At 71.2% G+C, this 18,626-nt stretch carries 17 protein-coding genes and 1 pseudogene; 9 read left to right on the top strand and 9 right to left on the bottom strand.

Going from position 1 to position 18,626, the window contains the following annotated elements:
• Positions 1 to 316 (bottom strand): annotated as a pseudogene (locus tag AOK01_RS44810) (zinc-binding dehydrogenase); the annotation flags it as partial.
• 2 nt (positions 317 to 318) lie between these two features.
• Positions 319 to 927: NAD(P)-dependent alcohol dehydrogenase (locus AOK01_RS08600; RefSeq protein ID WP_245702167.1), on the bottom strand; the 609-nt coding region annotated here is incomplete at its 3' end.
• 171 nt (positions 928 to 1,098) lie between these two features.
• Here AOK01_RS08600 and AOK01_RS08595 point away from each other — a divergent pair.
• Positions 1,099 to 2,040, top strand: a complete 942-nt coding sequence (locus tag AOK01_RS08595) for a helix-turn-helix transcriptional regulator (protein WP_079103266.1) — start codon at positions 1,099 to 1,101, stop codon at positions 2,038 to 2,040.
• A gap of 231 nt (positions 2,041 to 2,271) precedes the next feature.
• Positions 2,272 to 2,784 carry a peptide-methionine (S)-S-oxide reductase MsrA gene (gene msrA, locus AOK01_RS08590; RefSeq protein ID WP_055510128.1) on the top strand — a complete coding sequence of 171 codons (513 nt, stop codon included), beginning with the start codon at positions 2,272 to 2,274 and terminating at the stop codon, positions 2,782 to 2,784.
• 102 nt (positions 2,785 to 2,886) lie between these two features.
• On the opposite strand, the gene AOK01_RS08585 is transcribed toward msrA, so the two are convergent.
• Complete coding sequence (locus AOK01_RS08585) at positions 2,887 to 4,008, bottom strand: hypothetical protein (RefSeq protein WP_055510126.1); 1,122 nt, start codon at positions 4,006 to 4,008, stop codon at positions 2,887 to 2,889.
• 196 nt (positions 4,009 to 4,204) lie between these two features.
• Here AOK01_RS08585 and AOK01_RS08580 point away from each other — a divergent pair, with 196 nt between their 5' ends.
• Positions 4,205 to 5,359, top strand: coding sequence for a cystathionine gamma-synthase (locus tag AOK01_RS08580; RefSeq protein WP_055510124.1), 1,155 nt, complete (start codon positions 4,205 to 4,207; stop codon positions 5,357 to 5,359).
• 56 nt (positions 5,360 to 5,415) lie between these two features.
• Here the strand turns inward: AOK01_RS08580 and AOK01_RS44355 are convergent, their stop codons facing one another.
• The 3 genes from AOK01_RS44355 to AOK01_RS08565 form a co-directional block, all read right to left on the bottom strand.
• Positions 5,416 to 5,667 carry a hypothetical protein gene (locus AOK01_RS44355; RefSeq protein WP_055510122.1) on the bottom strand — a complete coding sequence of 84 codons (252 nt, stop codon included), beginning with the start codon at positions 5,665 to 5,667 and terminating at the stop codon, positions 5,416 to 5,418.
• Positions 5,664 to 6,173 carry a sigma factor-like helix-turn-helix DNA-binding protein gene (locus tag AOK01_RS44350; protein WP_055510120.1) on the bottom strand — a complete coding sequence of 170 codons (510 nt, stop codon included), beginning with the start codon at positions 6,171 to 6,173 and terminating at the stop codon, positions 5,664 to 5,666. The genes AOK01_RS44355 and AOK01_RS44350 overlap by 4 nt, the downstream gene beginning before the upstream one ends.
• Positions 6,174 to 6,349: 176 nt before the next feature.
• Positions 6,350 to 6,850, bottom strand: coding sequence for a MarR family winged helix-turn-helix transcriptional regulator (locus AOK01_RS08565; RefSeq protein WP_190855267.1), 501 nt, complete (start codon positions 6,848 to 6,850; stop codon positions 6,350 to 6,352).
• A gap of 162 nt (positions 6,851 to 7,012) precedes the next feature.
• Between AOK01_RS08565 and ilvA the strand changes: the two genes are divergently transcribed.
• The 3 genes from ilvA (at position 7,013) to AOK01_RS08550 (ending at position 10,371) form a co-directional block, all read left to right on the top strand.
• Positions 7,013 to 8,242, top strand: coding sequence for a threonine ammonia-lyase (ilvA, locus tag AOK01_RS08560; RefSeq protein ID WP_055510130.1), 1,230 nt, complete (start codon positions 7,013 to 7,015; stop codon positions 8,240 to 8,242).
• 258 nt (positions 8,243 to 8,500) lie between these two features.
• Positions 8,501 to 9,517, top strand: a complete 1,017-nt coding sequence (locus tag AOK01_RS08555; RefSeq protein ID WP_055510119.1) for an ATP-binding cassette domain-containing protein — start codon at positions 8,501 to 8,503, stop codon at positions 9,515 to 9,517.
• Positions 9,514 to 10,371: an ABC transporter permease gene (locus AOK01_RS08550; RefSeq protein WP_055510117.1), complete on the top strand. Its 858-nt coding sequence runs from the start codon at positions 9,514 to 9,516 to the stop codon at positions 10,369 to 10,371. The genes AOK01_RS08555 and AOK01_RS08550 overlap by 4 nt, the downstream gene beginning before the upstream one ends.
• Positions 10,372 to 10,516: 145 nt before the next feature.
• Here the strand turns inward: AOK01_RS08550 and greA are convergent, their stop codons facing one another.
• A complete protein-coding gene (gene greA, locus AOK01_RS08545) occupies positions 10,517 to 11,014 on the bottom strand; it encodes a transcription elongation factor GreA (protein ID WP_055510115.1) in 498 nt (165 codons plus the stop codon).
• 300 nt (positions 11,015 to 11,314) lie between these two features.
• Positions 11,315 to 11,707, bottom strand: coding sequence for a DUF4307 domain-containing protein (locus tag AOK01_RS08540; protein ID WP_055510113.1), 393 nt, complete (start codon positions 11,705 to 11,707; stop codon positions 11,315 to 11,317).
• 182 nt (positions 11,708 to 11,889) lie between these two features.
• Here AOK01_RS08540 and mca point away from each other — a divergent pair, with 182 nt between their 5' ends.
• Both mca and AOK01_RS08530 read left to right on the top strand, forming a co-directional pair.
• Positions 11,890 to 12,771 (top strand): mycothiol conjugate amidase Mca, encoded by an 882-nt coding sequence (gene mca, locus AOK01_RS08535; protein WP_079103265.1) that lies wholly within the window; start codon positions 11,890 to 11,892, stop codon positions 12,769 to 12,771.
• Positions 12,764 to 13,021, top strand: coding sequence for a hypothetical protein (locus AOK01_RS08530; RefSeq protein WP_079103264.1), 258 nt, complete (start codon positions 12,764 to 12,766; stop codon positions 13,019 to 13,021). The genes mca and AOK01_RS08530 overlap by 8 nt, the downstream gene beginning before the upstream one ends.
• A gap of 106 nt (positions 13,022 to 13,127) precedes the next feature.
• Here AOK01_RS08530 and AOK01_RS08525 read toward each other — a convergent pair whose 3' ends face one another.
• A complete protein-coding gene (locus AOK01_RS08525) occupies positions 13,128 to 16,349 on the bottom strand; it encodes a tetratricopeptide repeat protein (protein WP_055510107.1) in 3,222 nt (1,073 codons plus the stop codon).
• 245 nt (positions 16,350 to 16,594) lie between these two features.
• Between AOK01_RS08525 and AOK01_RS08520 the strand changes: the two genes are divergently transcribed.
• Positions 16,595 to 18,625 (top strand): thioredoxin domain-containing protein, encoded by a 2,031-nt coding sequence (locus AOK01_RS08520; protein ID WP_055510105.1) that lies wholly within the window; start codon positions 16,595 to 16,597, stop codon positions 18,623 to 18,625.
• Position 18,626 lies beyond the last annotated feature (1 nt).

Raw genomic sequence — 18,626 nt, 5'->3', positions numbered from 1 at the left:
CGCCCAATCCGTGCTCGGCGCAGAAGTCCAGCATCTCCTGGGTCTCCCGAATGCCACCGATGCCCGACCCGGCAAGGGTCTTACGGCCGCCGATCACCGAGAACAGGTTCAGGGAGACCGGCTCCTCGGGCGCGCCCACGTTCACGAAGGCGCCGTCCGACCGGAGCAGGGCCAGGAACGCGTCCAGGTCCAGCGGGGCCGAGACCGTGGAGAGGATCAGGTCGAACGTGCCACGCAGTTCCTCGAAGGTCTCCGGGTCGCTGGTCGCGTAGTAGTGGTCGGCGCCCAGCTTCAGGCCGTCGTCCTTCTTGCGCAGNNGACGGTCACCTCCGCGCCGAGCGCGTGCGCGATCTTGACGCCCATGTGGCCGAGGCCGCCCATGCCGAGGATCGCGACCTTCTTGCCGGGGCCTGCGTTCCAGTGCCTGAGCGGGGAGTACGTGGTGATGCCGGCGCACAGCAGCGGCGCGGCCTCGTCGAGGGCCAGGCCCTCGGGGATCCGGACGGTGAAGGCCTCGTCGACGACGATGTGCGTCGAGTAGCCGCCGTACGTGACCTCGCCGGCGTGGTCGACGGCGTTGTACGTGCCGATGTTGCCCTGGGTGCAGTACTGCTCCAGGCCCGCCTTGCAGTTGTCGCACTCCCGGCAGGAGTCGACCATGCAGCCGACGCCCACGCGGTCGCCGACGGTGAACTTGGTGACGCCGGAGCCGACCTCGGTGACGATGCCGGCGATCTCGTGGCCGGGGACCATCGGGAAGATGGCCTCGCCCCAGCCCTCGCGGGCCTGGTGGATGTCGGAGTGACAGATGCCGGCGAACTTGATCTCGATGAGGACGTCGTGCTCGCCGACCGGGCGACGCTCAATGGTCGTGCGCTCCAGCGGAGCCTTGGCGGCGGGAGCGGCGTATGCGGCGACAGTGGTCATGCGGGTGTTTCTCCTAGGCGTGGTCCTGCGCCCGGCCTGCCTCCGGCCGGGCGCGACGTCCAGCCTGACCCGTCTGCCGCCCTTCACCCAGACCCCGGTGTTTCGTACGTCCAGTGGTCCTACTACTGACGGGGGCAGGTTCGTATGCGTACGACCGTGAATACTGGACGTATGGATCACCCGGACCACCAGTCCTCGCAGGAGCCCACCGGCGTGACCGGCGTGACCGGACAGGAACTGGGGCAGTCGCTGGACCGGCGCGCCGAGCTCAGCGAGTTCCTGCGCACCCGCCGGGCGCGGCTGAAGCCGGAGGATGTGGGGCTGCCCGACTTCGGGCGGCACCGCCGTGTGCCGGGACTGCGCCGCGAGGAGCTGGCGCAGCTGGCCGGGGTGTCTGTGGCGTACTACACACGCCTGGAACAGGGCAACGGACGGAACGTGTCGGCGGAGGTGCTCGACGCGATCGCGCGCGCTCTGCGGCTGAGCGGGGCCGAGCACGCGCATCTCACGCATCTGGCGAAGCCCAAGCAGCACAAGAAGAAGCCGTCGGCCCGGCCGCAGCAGGTGCGGGTGGCGATGCGGGAGCTGATCGACACCCTGGACAACGTGCCCGCGTACGTCGTGGGGCGGCGCTCGGACATCCTCGTGTGGAACCGGATGGCCGCGGCCGTCTTCGGGGACTGGTCGCAGCTGCCGCCGCAGGAGCGGAACTGGGCGCGGATGGTGTTCCTCAGGCCCGAGTACCGCGAGCTGTTCGTGGAGTGGGAGCAGAAGGCGTCCGACATGGTGAGTTTTCTGCGCATGGACGCCGGATGCCATCCGGACGATCCCCGGCTGTCCGCGCTCGTCGGTGAGCTCTCCGTGAAGAGCGAGGAGTTCCGGCGGCTCTGGGCGACGCACGACGTCAGGGAGAAGAGCCACGGGGTGAAGCGGCTGCATCATCCTCTCGTGGGCGAGCTGACCCTCTCCTTCGAGAACTTCAAGCTCGTCGACGACGAGGAGTTGTCGATGGCCACGTACCACGCGGAGCCGGGGTCCGCCTCCGCCGAGGCGCTGCGGCTGCTTGCCAGCTGGGGCACGGATGCGACCCGGGCGGGGACGTCTGCGCGGTAGCGCCACCAGGGTCGGATCCAGAACCAGAACCGGGGCCGGGCCGTTCGCCCTGAGGGACCCTCAGGGACCCTCAGGGACCCTGAGGGAAGCGCTCCGAGCTGCTGAAGGCCCTGCTGCCGGCCGCGCCCGGAATCGCCGGGGACCCTCGCGCGTTGTGCGGAGTGGGCAGAATGCCGGTGTGCGAGCGGCGTAGTCCGAGTGATCGAGCTGACAGATATGGGAGGGGCCGCAATGGCTGCGCAGACACAGAGGGCCGTGCTGGCGGGCGGATGCTTCTGGGGCATGGAGGAGCTGATCCGCCGGCTCCCCGGCGTGACGGCGACCCGGGTCGGGTACACCGGGGGCGACGTACCGAACGCGACGTACCGCAACCACGGCACGCACGCGGAGGCCATCGAGATCCTCTTCGACCCCGCGACGACCGATTACCGCGCGATCCTGGAGCTCTTCTTCCAGATCCACGACCCGAGCACCAAGAACCGCCAGGGCAACGACATCGGCCTCAGCTACCGCTCGGCGATCTACTACGTGGACGACGAGCAGAAGAGGATCGCCGAGGACACGATCGCGGACGTGGACGCCTCCGGACTGTGGCCGGGCCCGGTCGTCACCGAGGTCGAGCCGGTCGGCCCCTTCTGGGAGGCCGAGCCGGAGCACCAGGACTACCTGCAGCACTATCCGAACGGCTACACCTGTCACTTCCCGCGCCCGGGATGGCGGCTGCCCGCCCGCGCGGAGGGCTGACCGCCAGGTCCGGACAGGGGACAGGGCCTGGTTCCGGACGACGGCCCCGGCGGAGGAGGCGCGCCCCCTTCGCCGGGGCCCCCGGGTCCGGCCGGCGCCCGCTCAGTGCGACAGCGTGGCCGGGCTCCCGCCGTTCGCCTCGTATCCCGCCACCGCCAGGGCCCGGTATATCGCGTAGTCCGCCGCAGGGTCGCGAGTCAGCGTCCAGGGCAGGGCGCCCACGTGGCCGTCGACGTGCACCAGCTGGTTCATCGCCTCCGACCAGCGCTCGCCGCGGACCAGGAAGAACACCAGCAGATGCCGGACATGGGCGAGCATCGAGTCGTCGGAGCGCGCCGAGTGGACCGTGAAGAGCGCGCCGTGCACCGCCTTGGTCACGACCTCGCTCTGGTAGAAGCCGCTGACGAGGTTCACCTCGGGGAGGTGCTCGAAGACCGCGAAGAGCGGCATGGCGGCCAGGAGAGAACCCTGCGGGGCGCGCGCCGCGGCCGCCTCCGCGAACGCGTACGCCGTCTCCCGTGAGCCGTGCCACTTCTCGCACCAGTAGTGCAGCGCCGCCAGATGCGCCCCCATGTGCGCGGGCGCCCGGTCCAGGATCTTCAGCCAGAGCTTCTCGAACTCCGGCTGCGAGTAGGCAAGGCCGCGAGCCACGGAGAGTTCGATGATGTACGGGATCGGGTCGCCCGGAGCCAGCAGAGCCGCGTCGCCGCAGGCCGCCCGCGCCTCCTCCATGATGATCCGGAACTCGTCCGTCCCCGGTGACGACGTACGCCACGCCTGCTGCACCAGGAACTCCGCGTGCACGGCGGCGCCGCCCGCGTCCTTGGGGTTCTCGGCCCGCCACACCCGCAGCCACTGCCCGCCGGGGCTGTCGCTCACGCCGCCGGGGCGCTGCTGCAGTTCGAGCGACGCGGCGCCCGCGAAGGCCTGGACGCGCTGCCAGCGCCGCTCGCCCTCCGTCTCCGTACCGGACAGGAGCTGCGACGCCGCGCGGTAGTCCTGGCTGCGCTGCACCAGATCGAGGACCTCCAGCAGGTCCTCGTCGGGGCCGGGCATGCGGATGTCCAGCTCCTCCTGGCGCAGGAAGCCGTAGTTCGCCGGGTCGGCGGCGTCCGGGTCGCCGGGGGCGACCTGCTGGATACCACCGGCACGCCTGCGCATCAAGATCGGTCCGAGGGCGAACACGATCAAGAGCAGCGCCATCAGGACCCAGAGAATCTCCATGGCACAAGCGAACCAGACGGGTCCGACAATTGGCCAACCAGGGCGGCCACTCCTGTGGAAAACCCGTTCCGCGACCCGTCCGCGACCCGTCCGCGACCCGTCCGCGACCCGTCCGCCACCCGTCTGCCGTCCGTCCGCCGTCCATCCACCGCCCACCGCCGTCACGATCCCCGCGAGCGCATTACCCTCGGTGCCCATGAGCGACAGGCACATCAGCCAGCACTTCGAGACCGTGGCGATCCACGCGGGCAACACCGCCGATCCCCTCACCGGCGCGGTCGTCCCGCCGATCTACCAGGTCTCCACCTACAAGCAGGACGGCGTCGGCGGCCTGCGCGGCGGCTACGAGTACAGCCGCAGCGCCAACCCGACCCGGACCGCCCTGGAGGAGAATCTCGCGGCCCTGGAGGGTGGCCGCCGCGGGCTCGCGTTCGCGTCAGGACTGGCGGCCGAGGACTGCCTGTTGCGTACGCTGCTCAGCCCCGGCGACCACGTGGTCATCCCCAATGACGCGTACGGCGGTACCTTCCGCCTCTTCGCGAAGGTCGTCTCGCGGTGGGGGGTGGAGTGGTCGGTCGCCGACTCCAGCGACCCCGCGGCCGTACGGGCGGCCATCACTCCGAAGACCAAGGTCGTGTGGGTGGAGACGCCCTCCAACCCGCTCCTCGGCATCACCGACATCGCCGCGCTCTCGCACGTCGCGCGCGAGGCCGGCGCGAAGCTCGTCGTCGACAACACCTTCGCCAGCCCCTACCTCCAGCAGCCGCTCGCGCTCGGCGCGGACGTCGTCGTGCACTCCCTGACCAAGTACATGGGCGGCCACTCCGACGTCGTCGGCGGCGCCCTCGTGGTCGGCGACCAGGAACTCGGCGAGGAGCTCGCCTACCACCAGAACGCGATGGGCGCGGTGGCCGGTCCCATGGACGCCTGGCTGGTGCTGCGCGGCATCAAGACGCTCGCCGTCCGGATGGACCGGCACAGCGAGAACGCCACCAAGGTCGCCGAGATGCTCACCCGGCACGCGCGCGTGACGCGCGTTCTGTACCCGGGCCTCCCGGAGCACCCCGGTCACGAGACCGCCGCCAAGCAGATGAGGGCGTTCGGCGGCATGGTCTCCTTCCAGGTCGAGGGCGGTGAGGAAGCGGCCGTCGAGGTCTGCAACCGCGCCAAGGTGTTCACCCTGGGCGAGTCCCTGGGCGGCGTCGAGTCGCTGATCGAGCACCCGGGACGCATGACGCACGCGTCCGTGGCCGGGTCCCTCCTGGAGGTCCCCGCCGATCTCGTACGCCTCTCCGTGGGCATCGAGAACATCGACGACCTCCTTGAGGACCTCAAGCAGGCCCTGGGCTGATCGATCGGCCCAGCTCGGCCCGGCTCGATTCAGTAAGCGGTCCTCGGTCCTCGGTCTCACCAGCCGGTCAGCGGTGGAGTCGTCTCCGACGGCGGCTCCACCCACGGCTGGGCGGCCGACAGCCACACCACGAGGGCCACGGCGGCCACGAGCAGCAGCAGCCACATCAGCCGCCGGGCGGCCGTCCGGCGGCGCAGCATCCGCCCGCCCCTGCGGACCGCCTCCGTGAACAGCTCCGGTGGTACGGACGGCTGCGGTTCCTCCAGGACGCGCCGGACCTCGGCCTCCATGCGGCTGACGGGGCTCATGAAGGCACCACCTTCGCGACCGGCGCGGCGGCCTCCCGCGGCGGATGCAGCAGCGTGGCCATGGCACGGGCGCAGATGGCCCGTACGCGCTCCGTGGGCAGCCCCAGCAGCGCCGCGGCCTGTTCCTCGGCTACACCCTCGTACATGCGCAGCACGAGGATCAGCCGTTCCTGGGGGGTGAGGCGGCGCAGGACGCCGCCGGGGTGCGGGCGGATCCGCGGGTACGCCCGGCCGAGGCCGCCGTACTCGTGCCAGGCCCCGCGCGCGAAGCGCACGGCCATGTACTGCCGGGTCCGGTCGTACGGGTCCTCGCCGTGCAGCCGGTCCCAGCCGGCGTACGTGTGGGCCAGGACCGCGGTGAGCAGGCGCCGCGCGCGCGGGTTGTCGTCCGGGGGCTCCGCGGTGAGCAGCGTGGCGGCATGCATCAGCCGCCCTGCCGCGCCCGCGACGAACGCCTCGAACTCCCGGGCACGGCGGGCGTTCCGGGACGCCTGCCGCTCTCGCACCGCGCCTCCCGACGGTGGGAAACCGGACCCTGGAGACGTACGCCGAGGACAGCCGCGTACGTCGGGGCCCGGTCTCATATGAGGCCAGGCACGGGCCCCTGGTCAAGAGGGCGACACGAGACGGTACGCGGCGGCACGGCGCGGTGGACGCGGCCGGTGGGCGTCGTGCCGGCCGGTCAGGACGGTGCCGGGGCCTCCGCGGACGGCGACGCGGCCATACGGGTGGAGAGCGCGTCGTTGAAGCGCGTGAGGAGCGTGCAGAACGCCTCGCGCTCCTCGGGCGACCACTCCTCGGTGAGCTCGGACATCAACTGGCGCCTGGACGACCGCACTTCCTCCAGGCGGGAGAGTCCGCGCGGCGACAGCTGCAGCACCACGGCACGCCCGTCCTCCGGGTGGGAGGTGCGCTTGACGAGTCCCGTGTCGACCAGCGGGGCCACCTGCCTGGTGACCGTCGACGAGTCGATGCCCATGCTCGCGGCGAGTGCCTTGACGCCCATGGGCCCCTCCTTGTCGAGGCGGTTGAGCAGCAGGTACGCGGCGCGGTCCATCGAGTTGCGCACCTGGCCGACACCGCCGAGCCGGGTCTGTTCGGCACGGCGGGCGAACACCGCGACCTCGTGCTGGAGCGTTTCGAGAAGACCGGTGTCACCGACGGTCGTCATGTCCATCGACATTCCAGGTGTTGTGGGCATGGCCGGGGGCTCTATTCATGCGTGGGGCTGGGTTGGGGGACAGAGTACGCGGACGGGGGGCGGGCCGTACCGGCGCTGAGCAAACCGGTCTCGGACGGTGGTCGCGGCCGATGCGGCACGGTGTGAACTGCGAGACTGGTGGTCATGAGCTATCGCACGGCTGACTCCTTGCCGCTGGTGACCCTCGACGATGTGCGCGGCGCCCAGAAGATGCTCTCGGGCGTGGCACGGGTGACCGCCATGGAGGGCAGCAGGCACCTGTCCGGCCTTGTGGGCGCGCCGGTCCACCTCAAGTGCGAGAACCTCCAGCGCACGGGTTCGTTCAAACTGCGCGGCGCGTATGTGCGGATCGCCGGGCTCCTTCCCGAGGAACGGGCCGCCGGAGTGGTCGCGGCCAGCGCGGGCAACCACGCGCAGGGCGTCGCCCTGGCCTCCTCGCTGCTCGGCGTGCGCTCCACGGTGTTCATGCCGGCGGGCGCCCCGCTACCGAAGGTCGCGGCGACCATGCACTACGGCGCCGAGGTGCGTACGCACGGCACGGTGGTGGACGAGACCCTGGCCGCCGCGCAGGAGTACGCGGCCGAGACGGGCGCCGTCCTCATCCATCCCTTCGACCACCCCGACATCATCGCCGGGCAGGGCACGGTCGGCCTGGAGATCCTGGAGCAGTGCCCCGAGGTGCGCACGATCGTCGTGGGAATCGGCGGTGGCGGTCTGGCCGCGGGCATCGCGGTCGCGGTGAAGGCGCTGCGGCCGGACGTACGGATCGTGGGGGTGCAGGCGGCGGGCGCGGCCGCGTACCCGCCCTCGCTGGCGGCCGGGCGCCCGCTGTCGGTCGAGAACCCGACGACGATGGCCGACGGCATCAAGGTCGGGCGGCCGGGCGACGTGCCGTTCCGGATCATCGGCGATCTGGTGGACGAGGTCCGTACGGTCTCCGAGGACGCGCTGTCGAGTGCGCTGCTGCTCTGCCTGGAGCGGGCGAAGCTGGTCGTCGAACCGGCCGGGGCGAGCCCGGTCGCGGCGGTCATGAGCGAGCCGGACACCTTCGAGGGCCCGGTCGTCGCGCTGCTGTCCGGCGGGAACGTGGACCCGCTGCTGATGCAGCGCATCCTGCGCCACGGCATGGCCGCGAACGGCCGCTACCTCGCGGTCACGCTGCGGCTGACGGACCGGCCCGGCGCCCTGGCCACACTTCTGGGGGTGTTGTCAGTGGTGGACGCTAACGTCCTCGATGTGAGCCACGTACGGACCGATCCACGGCTCGGGCTCACGGAGGTGGAGGTCGAGCTGCACCTGGAGACGAAGGGGCCGAAGCACTGCGCCGAGGTGAACTCGGCGCTGCGGCGGGCGGGTTACACGGTCATCGACTGAGGCCGGGGCCGGCCCTCGACCGAGATCGGGGGTGGCCGCGTGGGCCGCGTGCCGGTGTTCGGACCGGCTGGGATCCGGGTGGGAGAGCAAGTGCGGAAAACCGCTTGAGGAGACGCGATACATCGCGTTATGGTGTGTGTCTCTCGTCACGCGACTGTCCGGGTGGGAGAGATATTCGCTCGCCGGGCGGGGCAAAGCAGGCGAAACTAGTCGCCTTACTCATACTTTCCGTTGATCCCCAACCCTTGGGAGACTCACATGCCGGGCGCCATCTACGCCGAAGGCCTGGTGAAGACCTTCGGCGACGTAAGGGCTCTGGACGGCGTCGATCTCGATGTCCCGGAGGGCACGGTCCTCGGCCTCCTCGGGCCGAACGGAGCGGGCAAGACCACCGCCGTCCGCTGTCTCACCACCCTGCTCCGGCCCGACAGCGGCAAGGCGGTCGTCGCGGGCATCGACGTCCTCAAGCATCCGAACGAGGTACGGCGCTCGATAGGCCTGTCCGGCCAGTTCGCCGCGGTCGACGAGTATCTGACGGGCCGCGAGAACCTCCACATGGTCGGCCAGCTCTACCAGATGAGGGCGAAGCAGGCGAAGGTCCGCGCGGTCGAGCTGCTGGAGCAGTTCAACCTCACCGACGCCGCCGACCGGACGGCGAAGACGTACTCCGGCGGTATGCGCCGGCGGCTCGACCTCGCGGCGGCGCTCGTCGTCTCGCCGCCGGTCATGTTCATGGACGAGCCGACGACCGGCCTCGACCCGCGCAACCGCCAGCAGCTGTGGGAGGTCATCAAACAGCTGGTCTCGGGCGGTACGACGCTGCTGCTGACCACCCAGTACCTCGAAGAGGCCGACCACCTCGCGCACAACATCTGCGTCGTCGACCACGGCCGCGTCATCGCCCGCGGCACCTCCGACCAGCTCAAGGCCCGCACCGGCGGCGAGCGGGTGGAGGTCGTGGTGCAGGACCGCGAGCACATCGCGACCGCCACCGAGGTCCTGCGGGGCTTCGGCAAGGGCGAGACCACCGTCGAGGAGCACACCCGCCGGCTCACCGTGCCCGTCACCGGCGGCGCGAAGCTCCTCGCGGAGGTCATCCGCGAGCTGGACGCCCGCGGCATCGAGATCGACGACATCGGCCTGCGCCGCCCCACCCTCGACGACGTCTTCCTGTCCCTGACGGGCCACCTCGCCGAGCAGAAGGACGAGGGGAACGGCGTGGCCGCCGACCCCGACACCAAGGGCCACGAGAACACGAAGGAGGCCTCCCGATGAGCGCCGTCACCGATGCCGTGCGGACCGCGGCCCCGGGAGGTTCCCTCGGCCAGTCCGTCCGGGACTCCCTGGTCGTCGCCAAGCGGAACCTGATTCGCATGACCCGGATTCCCGAGATGGTGCTGTTCGGGATCATCCAGCCGGTGATGTTCGTGGTGATGTTCACCTACGTCTTCGGCGGTTCGATGCAGATCGGGAGCACCACCGACGCGGGTGTCTACAAGGACTTCCTGATGGCCGGCATCTTCGCGCAGACCGTCACGTTCGCCACCGCGGGAGCGGCCGCCGGCATCGCGGACGACATGCAGAAGGGGCTCGTCGACCGTTTCCGCTCCCTGCCGATGGCCCGTGGCGCAGTGCTGACCGGCCGCACCGTCGCCGACCTCGTACAGACCTCCATCACCCTGCTCGTCCTCGCGATCGTCGCGCTGATAGTGGGCTGGCGCACCGGCTCCGCGGATCCGACCAACGCCGGAAGGATCCTCGCCGGTTTCGGCCTGCTGCTCCTCCTGGGCTACGCCTTCACCTGGATCGGAGCGCTGATCGGCCTGTCCGTGCGTACTCCCGAGGCGGCGACCTCGGGAGGGATCATCTGGCTGTTCCCGGTGACGTTCGTCTCGAACGCCTTCGTGGACTCCAGTCAGATGACCCCCTGGCTGCGGCACATAGCCGAGTGGAATCCCTTCAGCGCCACGGTGCAGGCGTGCCGCGAGCTGTTCGGCAACCCGGGCGTCGTGCAGTCCGACGCCTGGCCCATGCAGCATCCCGTCTGGGCCTCGGTGATCTGGTCCGTGCTGATCGTCGTGGTCTTCCGGACGCTGGCCGTACGGAAGTACCGCCAGGCGGACGGCTGATCCACCGGCACGTACGGGACAGTCCTCCGGTACGCCCTTGGGTACGCCCTCGGGCACGGCGAAACCCCCGGTGCACGGGCACCGGGGGCTCGCCAGGACGACGCGGCGACGCGGCGGACGGAATTCCGCCGGGACGCGGACGGCGTTACGCGGCGTACGGCTTGGCTTCGAGGACCTTCACCGTGGAGAGCTTGCCGTTCGGCAGCTCGTACTGGGCTTCCTCACCGATCCTCTTGCCGTTCACGCCGGAGCCCAGCGGGGACTGCGGCGAGTACGTCTCGATGTCGGAGCTCGCGTACTCCCGCGAGGCGAGCAGGAAGGTGAGCGTGTCGTCCTCGTCGCCGTCGAAGGCGATGGTCACGACCATGCCGGGCGCCACCGCGCCGTCGGCTGCCGGAGCCTCGCCCACCTTGGCGTTCTCCAGGAGCTGGGTCAGCTGGCGCACCCGCAGTTCCTGCTTGCCCTGCTCCTCCTTGGCCGCGTGGTACCCGCCGTTCTCGCGCAGGTCGCCCTCCTCGCGCGCGGCCGCGATCTTGGCGGCGATCTCCGTGCGCGCAGGACCAGACAGGTGATCCAGCTCGGCCTTGAGCTGGTTGTACGACTCCTGGGTCAGCCAGGTGACGTTCTCGCTGGTCTGGGTCACAGGTGCTCCTCGTAGGTACTGGGAATACAAAGCATCGCCCTACCCAGAAGAATGTTCCTTCTCGGGTGGGCGAAACCACGAGCCTAACAATTCACGGGCCGAAGGGGGAGGACATAAGCGCTCAGAATTGCGTGCACGCAGGTCAGCGCGGAGCTGTCGCGAGTGGCATCCGTCAGCGCCGGGCGTGGTCCGATGCGGACGCGGACCAGGCGGACCACACGGCCGAGCGGGACTCCGAGCGGGCAGGGCAGGGCAGGGAAGTGAAGAAAGACCGAAGCGGGGCGGCCCCGCGGTCACCGGTCAGTCCGCGTGGCAGCCGAGGAGTTCCGCGGTCGTGCCGGTGGCCGTCGTGCGGAGCGTGAGGACCTTGTCGACGCGGGTCGCGTCCTGGTCGAAGCGGAAGTCCGCGCGGCCCACCTCGGCGCCGTCCTCGGCCTGGGAACGGATCGTGCAGTAGCCCGTGACGCCCGAGTCCTTGCGGACTTCCAGGTGCACCTTCACGGCGGAGTCCGACGCGGCGAAACTGATGACCTCGCCGCTGATCTTGTTGCCGGCCACGTAGTGGAAGGCGAAATAGCCGACCAGCGCGAGCAGAGCCGTCCCGAGCACAGCACCGATGATCTTGAGCTTGTGGTCGGCGCGCTCGTCCGCGGAGCGACCGTACCGGCCCTCGGGCAGCTGCACCGTAGTCATGATCGTCCTCTCCGAGGCGGGTGCGCGGGGCAGGGGCCCGGAATTTTTCGCCCCCCGGTTCGGTCACTATAGAAGCTCCCACCCGTCACCCGACCGCCGCCCCTCGCCGACGTCCCTGCGGGACGACCCCTGATAGATCGCGCCGATTCACACTGGGGCGCCGACTTACTGAGGATTGAGTCTTGACTGATCAGTTGCGACTGATGGCCGTGCACGCCCACCCCGACGACGAGTCGTCCAAGGGCGCGGCCACCATGGCGAAGTACGTGTCCGAGGGGGTGGACGTGCTCGTCGTGACCTGCACCGGCGGGGAGCGCGGTTCCATCCTCAATCCCAAGCTGCAGGGCGACAAGTACGTCGAGGAGAACATCCACGACGTGCGCAGGAAGGAGATGGACGAGGCCCGCGAGATCCTCGGGGTCAAGCAGGAATGGCTCGGTTTCGTGGACTCGGGTCTGCCCGAGGGCGACCCGCTGCCGCCGCTGCCCGAGGGGTGCTTCGCCCTGGAGGACGTCGACAAGGCGGCCGGTGAGCTGGTCCGCAAGATCCGCTCGTTCCGTCCGCAGGTGATCACCACCTATGACGAGAACGGCGGCTATCCGCACCCCGACCACATCATGACCCACAAGATCTCGATGGTGGCGTTCGAGGGTGCGGCCGACACCGAGAAGTACCCGGAGTCCGAGTTCGGCCCGGCCTTCCAGCCGCGGAAGCTCTACTACAACCAGGGCTTCAACCGCCCGCGCACCGAGGCGCTGCACCACGCCCTGCTGGACCGCGGGATGGAGTCGCCGTACGGGGACTGGCTCAAGCGCTGGGACGAGTTCGAGCGCACCGAGCGCACGCTGACGACGCACGTGCCGTGCGCCGACTTCTTCGAGATCCGTGACAAGGCGCTCGTCGCGCACGCCACGCAGATCGACCCCGACGGCGGCTGGTTCCGCGTGCCCATGGACCTTCAGAAGGAGGTCTGGCCGACGGAGGAGTACGAGCTCGCGAAGTCCCTCGTCGATACGTCCCTCCCCGAGGACGACCTCTTCGCGGGCATCCGCGACAATGGCTGACATGAGCGCGAGCCTGGCACTGACGCACCTCGTCCCCCTCGCCAAGGAGGTCGACGAGAACAAGGTCACCCCCGGTGTCCTCGGCTTCATCGTCTTCGCGGTGATGGCCCTGGCGGTCTGGGGTCTGATGAAGTCCATGAACCGGCACATGGGCAAGGTCGACTTCGAGGAGGACACCGACCGGAAGGCGGCGGCCTCCGACAAGGCGACGGCAGGACCCGGGGGGAAGGCTTCGCCCGCGAAGGGCTGAGGGGCTGAGGGGCTGGGCCCCGGACGCCGCCGGGCGGCGGTCCGATTCGGTGACGCCCAGGAGGCGTCACCGAATGTCCGCCACCCGTACTCGCCCCGGCACGGGTTCACGTCCGGCCGGCCGAGACCGGCACCCCCATGACCTCCCGCGCGTGGCGGTTCGGGACCATGCCCAGGCGCCAGGCCTGCCAGCCGGACTCCAGGTCGGCTCCTCGTTCCAGGAGCAGCTGGTAGGCCTCGATGTAGTCGTCCAGTTTTCCGTCGCGCGCCGGGTGGCCGGTGCGGGACAGCTGGGACAGCTCCTCCTGGGCCACGGCCGTGCCCACCTCGACGCCGCCGGGGGAGGCGTACGGCAGGAGCGTCACGCGCAGGAAGCGCGCCCAGTCCTCGCCGCGGCGGTCACCGTAGGAGGCGAAGAGCGAGGCCGCCTCGTCGCACAGGGCCAGCGCCGGCTGCGTACGGGCGTTGCCCGCGTCCACCACCGCCAGCTCCAGGCAGGTCCACGCCTCCCCGTGGGCGACGCCGATCCGCTGGAAGTCGGCCCGGGCGTCCACCAGGAGCTGCCGGGCGAAGCCCGAGTTCCGCAGCGAGCCGGTCTGCGCGGCCCGCTGGTCGCGCGTCACCCGCGCCGAGTGGTGGCGGGCGCACGCCAGACCGTAGACGTCACGGATCCGGGAGAACATCGTCCGGGACCGCTCCAGCTCACGGACCGCCTGGTCGAGATTGCCCGTCTCCTCCAGCGCCTGGCCCAGGTAGTACCCCGTCCAGGCCTCACCCCGCGCGTCCTCGTTCTCGCGGTGGCGGGAGGCCGCCTGGCGCAGCCCGTCCACGGCGGCGGACGGGTCGCCGTCGACCAGCCTCGCCCGGGCCAGCTGGGTCAGCGCCCAGGCCTCACCGCGAGCGTCGCGCGTGCGCCCGTACAGGTCGAGGGCCGCGCGCAGTTCGGACTCGGCGCGCGGCACGTCGCCCATGCGCAGGCCCAGCTGACCGAGCTGGAAGTGGGCCCACGCCTCGCCGTGCACGGACTCGCCCTCGCGGTGCAGGACCAGGGCGTCCGTCAGCAGGTCGAGCGCCTCGCGCAGGCGCGCCCGGTCGCGTTCCACCGCGGCGAGCGCGTGCATCGTCCAGGCGCGGTCCGCCGCGAGTTCCGGGGAGGCCTGGAGGTCCATGGCCTCCTGGAGCTTGGCCGCCGCCTCCGTGAGGTTGCCCTGGTGGTGGAGGGTGATGCCGAGCGAGCCCAGCGCCCGTGCCGCGCCCGCGTCGTTGTGGGCCTCGAAGTACAGGTCGACCACCGACGCCAGTTGCGTACGGGCCTTGTCGAGTTCCCCGAGCTGACGGGCCGCGATGCCCGTGCGCCACTGGACCGAGCGCACGAGCAGCCCCTGGTCGACGGCCTGCGCCAACTCGCTGATCTCGCCCAGGCGGTAGAGGTCGCCGCGCAGCAGGCAGTAGTCGCACAGGGCGCCCAGGAGGTTGAGCACCGCCGCCTGGTCCACGCCCTCCGCGTGCCGCAGGGCCGCCGTGATGAAGCTCGACTCGTCGTCCAGCCAGCGCAGGGCCGCCTCCAGCGAGGTGAACCCGTGCGGGCCGACCGTGCTCGACTGGAAGGAGGTGTCCGCGCGTGTCGACGTCTTGCCGTCGACCAGACGGATCACCGAGTCGGCGAGTTCTCCGTAGTTCACGATGAGACGTTCCTGCGCGGCCGTGCGCTCGGCCGGCTCCTCCTCGTCGAGCAGCCGGGCCTGCGCGAAGGCGCGTACGACGTCGTGCAGGCGGTAACGGCTGCCGCGTACATGGTCGATCAGGCCCGCGCGGGAGAGGGCCTCCAGATGACGGGCCGCCGCCGGCTCGTCCGTCGCGAGCAGGGCGGCCGCCGCGGCGGCGCCCAGCGAGGCGTGGCCCGCGAGGGCCAGCCGCCGCAGGAGCCGTCTCGCCATGTCCGGCTGGTCCGTGTAGCGCAGCCACAGCACCCGCTCGACCGGATCCACCGGGCCGTACGCCGCGAGGTCGGTGGCGAGCCGGCGCGGAGTGCGCGGGCCGAGGGACGAGCCCGCGACCCGCAGCGCCAGCGGCAGCCCGCCGCACAACTCCCGTACCTCGTCGGAGGCTTCGGCGTCGTACGGTGCCGAGTCGTCCTGCGCGGAGGCTCTCAGCAGTTCCTCGGCGCCCGGGGCCGACAGCGGCTCCACCGCGAGCTGGTGCACCCAGGCGGGGAGGTCGGCCGGCAGGTCCAGGGGCCCCCGGGCGGTGACGACGACGAGGCTGTCGGAGCGCTCCGGGACCAGCGTGCGCACCTGCTGCACGTCGCCCGCGTCGTCCAGCACGATCGTCACGGGCAGCCCGGTCAGATGCTGGTGGTACAGCTCGGCGAGCCGCCGCACCTGCTGGTCCTGCGAGGAACGCTCACGGAACAGGAGCTGCTCACGGGGCGCGCCCAGCCGGTTCAGCAGATGCAGCAGCGCGTCGCGGGTGGTCAGCGGCGGCTCCTCGGGGCTGTCGCCCCGCAGGTCCACCACGCACGCGCCCCGGAACTGGTCCTTCAGCTCGTGCGCGGCGCGCACGGCGAGCGTGCTGCGCCCCGAGCCCGGCGCGCCGTACAGGACGACCAGCGTCGGCCTGGTCTCCGTGCTCGCGCGGGCCGCGTGCACCCACTGCGTGATCCGCAGCAGCTCCTGGCGGCGCCCGGCGAACGGCCCGACCGGCTCGGGGAGCTGGCCGAACGACTGCTCAAGGACACTCCGCCGACGGGCCGCCGCGCTCTTGTCCGTACGCCGTAGCTGGGGCGCGCCCTTCTTCGCCCCGGTGGCCGCGTTGAACACCCGCTGCTGGTCGAAGAACGGCCGGATGCCGCGGACCTCCAGGGCGGTCAGCCAGGCAAGACGCAACTGCTGCGGGCCGCCGGGCTGGCCCAGGGCTCCCGCCCGGCGGCTCGCGGCCGGCAGATGGGAGGCCGTCACCTTCGCGACCGTGGCCGCCGCGCCCACGACGCCGACGACCGCGCCCGCGCCCACCGCCGTGCCCGTGCCGGTGCCGAGCGCCAGGTCCGCCACCAGGGCCGCGAGCGCGGCAACGGCCGCCACCAGCAAGGGAGTTCCGGCGCCCTCGCGCGCGTAGCGCTGCCCGAAGGTCAGCCGGCCCGCCTCCGCCTCGTCCAGCGCCTTCGCGTAGGCCTCGTACTCCTCGGCGGCCGTCTTCGCCATGGTGTCCAGCGCGGCCCGCGCCCGCGACAGCAGTACGTTCCCGTCGGCGCGCCCGCCCGACCGCCGGACCTCTTCCTCCACGGCCCGCACCAACAGCCGTTCGGCCTCCGCCCGATGGCTGTCCCGCATTCGCGTCCCCCTCCGCCGACAACGGCTTCCCTGGCCAAGCATCCTGCGGATGAGCGGGGAAGGCGAGAGAATCACTGGTGTGTCCTCGGCATGTTCACGCCCATCCGAGCATCCCGGGTCCCTGCATCTCGGGTCCGTCACCTACCCCGTACGGATCCGTCACCTACCCCGTACGGAACCGGCTGATCCGCCGCGCGTCCCGGTGATCCGACCCGGGCCCCGGGTACTGCGGCAGGATGGACCCCATGCCGAACCGACTGGCCCATGAGACATCCCCGTACCTCCTCCAGCACGCCGACAACCCCGTCGACTGGTGGCCCTGGTCGGCAGAGGCCTTCGAGGAGGCGCGCAGAACCGGCAAACCGGTCCTGCTGAGCGTCGGTTACAGCAGCTGCCACTGGTGCCATGTCATGGCGCACGAGTCGTTCGAGGACCAGGAGACCGCCGACTACCTCAACGCACACTTCGTCGGCGTCAAGGTCGACCGCGAGGAGCGGCCCGACGTCGACGCGGTGTACATGGAGGCCGTACAGGCGGCGACCGGGCAGGGCGGCTGGCCCATGACCGTGTTCCTCACGCCCGACGCCGAACCGTTCTACTTCGGCACCTACTTCCCGCCCGAGCCCCGGCACGGGAGCCCCTCGTTCCGGCAGGTCCTCGAAGGCGTGCACAGCGCGTGGACCGACCGGCGGGGCGAGGTCGACGAGGTGGCCGGGAAGATCGTGCGGGACCTCGTCGGCCGGGAGATCGGCTTCGGCGACGCGCAGGTGCCGGGTGAGGGCGAGCTGGCGCAGGCGCTGCTGGGTCTCACCCGCGACTACGACGCCACCCACGGCGGTTTCGGCGGGGCGCCCAAGTTCCCGCCGTCCATGGCCGTCGAGTTCCTGCTGCGGCACCACGCCCGCACCGGGGCCGAGGGCGCGCTGCAGATGGCCGCCGACACCTGCGAGCGGATGGCCCGCGGCGGTATCTACGACCAGCTCGGCGGTGGCTTCGCCCGCTACTCCGTGGACCGCGAGTGGGTCGTGCCCCACTTCGAGAAGATGCTCTACGACAACGCCCTGCTGTGCCGGGTGTACGCGCACCTGTGGCGGGCCACCGGCTCCGACCTCGCCCGCCGGGTCGCCCTGGAGACCGCCGACTTCATGGTCCGCGAACTGCGCACGAACGAGGGCGGGTTCGCCTCCGCCTTCGACGCCGACAGCGACGACGGCACCGGCAAGCACGTCGAGGGCGCGTACTACGTGTGGACGCCGCGGCAGCTGCGCGAGGTGCTCGGTGAACAGGACGCCGAACTCGCCGCCGACCACTTCGGCGTGACCGAGGAGGGCACCTTCGAGGAGGGCGCCTCCGTGCTGCAACTGCCGCAGAACGAAGGCGTGTTCGAGGCTGACCGGATCGCGTCCGTCAAGGCCCGGCTGAAGGCGGCGCGCGACGGCCGCCCCGCGCCCGGCCGCGACGACAAGATCGTCGCCGCCTGGAACGGTCTCGCGATCGCCGCGCTGGCCGAGACCGGCGCGTACTTCGACCGGCCCGACCTGGTCGACGCGGCGCTCGGCGCGGCCGACCTGCTCGTGCGGCTCCATCTGGACGAGCACGCGCGGCCGGCCCGTACCAGCATGGACGGCCGCGTCGGCGCCCACGCCGGGGTGCTGGAGGACTACGCGGACGTCGCGGAGGGGTTCCTCGCGCTCGCCTCGGTCACCGGCGAAGGCGTCTGGCTGGAATTCGCCGGCTTCCTGCTCGACCACGTCCTCGTGCGGTTCACCGACGAGGAGACAGGAGCGCTGTACGACACGGCCGCCGACGCCGAGAAGCTCATCCGGCGCCCGCAGGACCCGACCGACAACGCCACGCCCTCCGGCTGGAGCGCGGCGGCCGGGGCCCTGCTGAGCTACGCGGCCCAGACCGGTTCGGAGCCCCATCGGCGTGCCGCGGAGCGGGCGTTGGGCGTGGTGAAGGCGCTCGGCCCGCGCGCCCCGCGTTTCATCGGCTGGGGCCTGGCCACCGCCGAGGCCCAGCTCGACGGGCCGCGCGAGGTGGCCGTCGTCGGACCGGCCGACGACCCGGCCACCAGGGAGCTCCACCGCATCGCGCTCCTCGCCACCGCACCCGGCGCGGTCGTCGCCGTGGGCGCTGCGGACAGTGACGAACTCCCGCTGCTCGCGGACCGGTCGCTCATCGGCGGCGAACCCACCGCGTACGTCTGCCGTAACTTCACGTGTGGCGCCCCGACGGCCGACGCCGACCGTCTCCGGGCCGCGCTGAGCCGCTGAG

Origin of the sequence: Streptomyces aurantiacus, from assembly GCF_001418335.1 — a bacterium.
GTDB classification, from domain to species: domain Bacteria; phylum Actinomycetota; class Actinomycetes; order Streptomycetales; family Streptomycetaceae; genus Streptomyces; species Streptomyces aurantiacus.
This window is presented reverse-complemented; position numbering and strand designations above follow the sequence as displayed.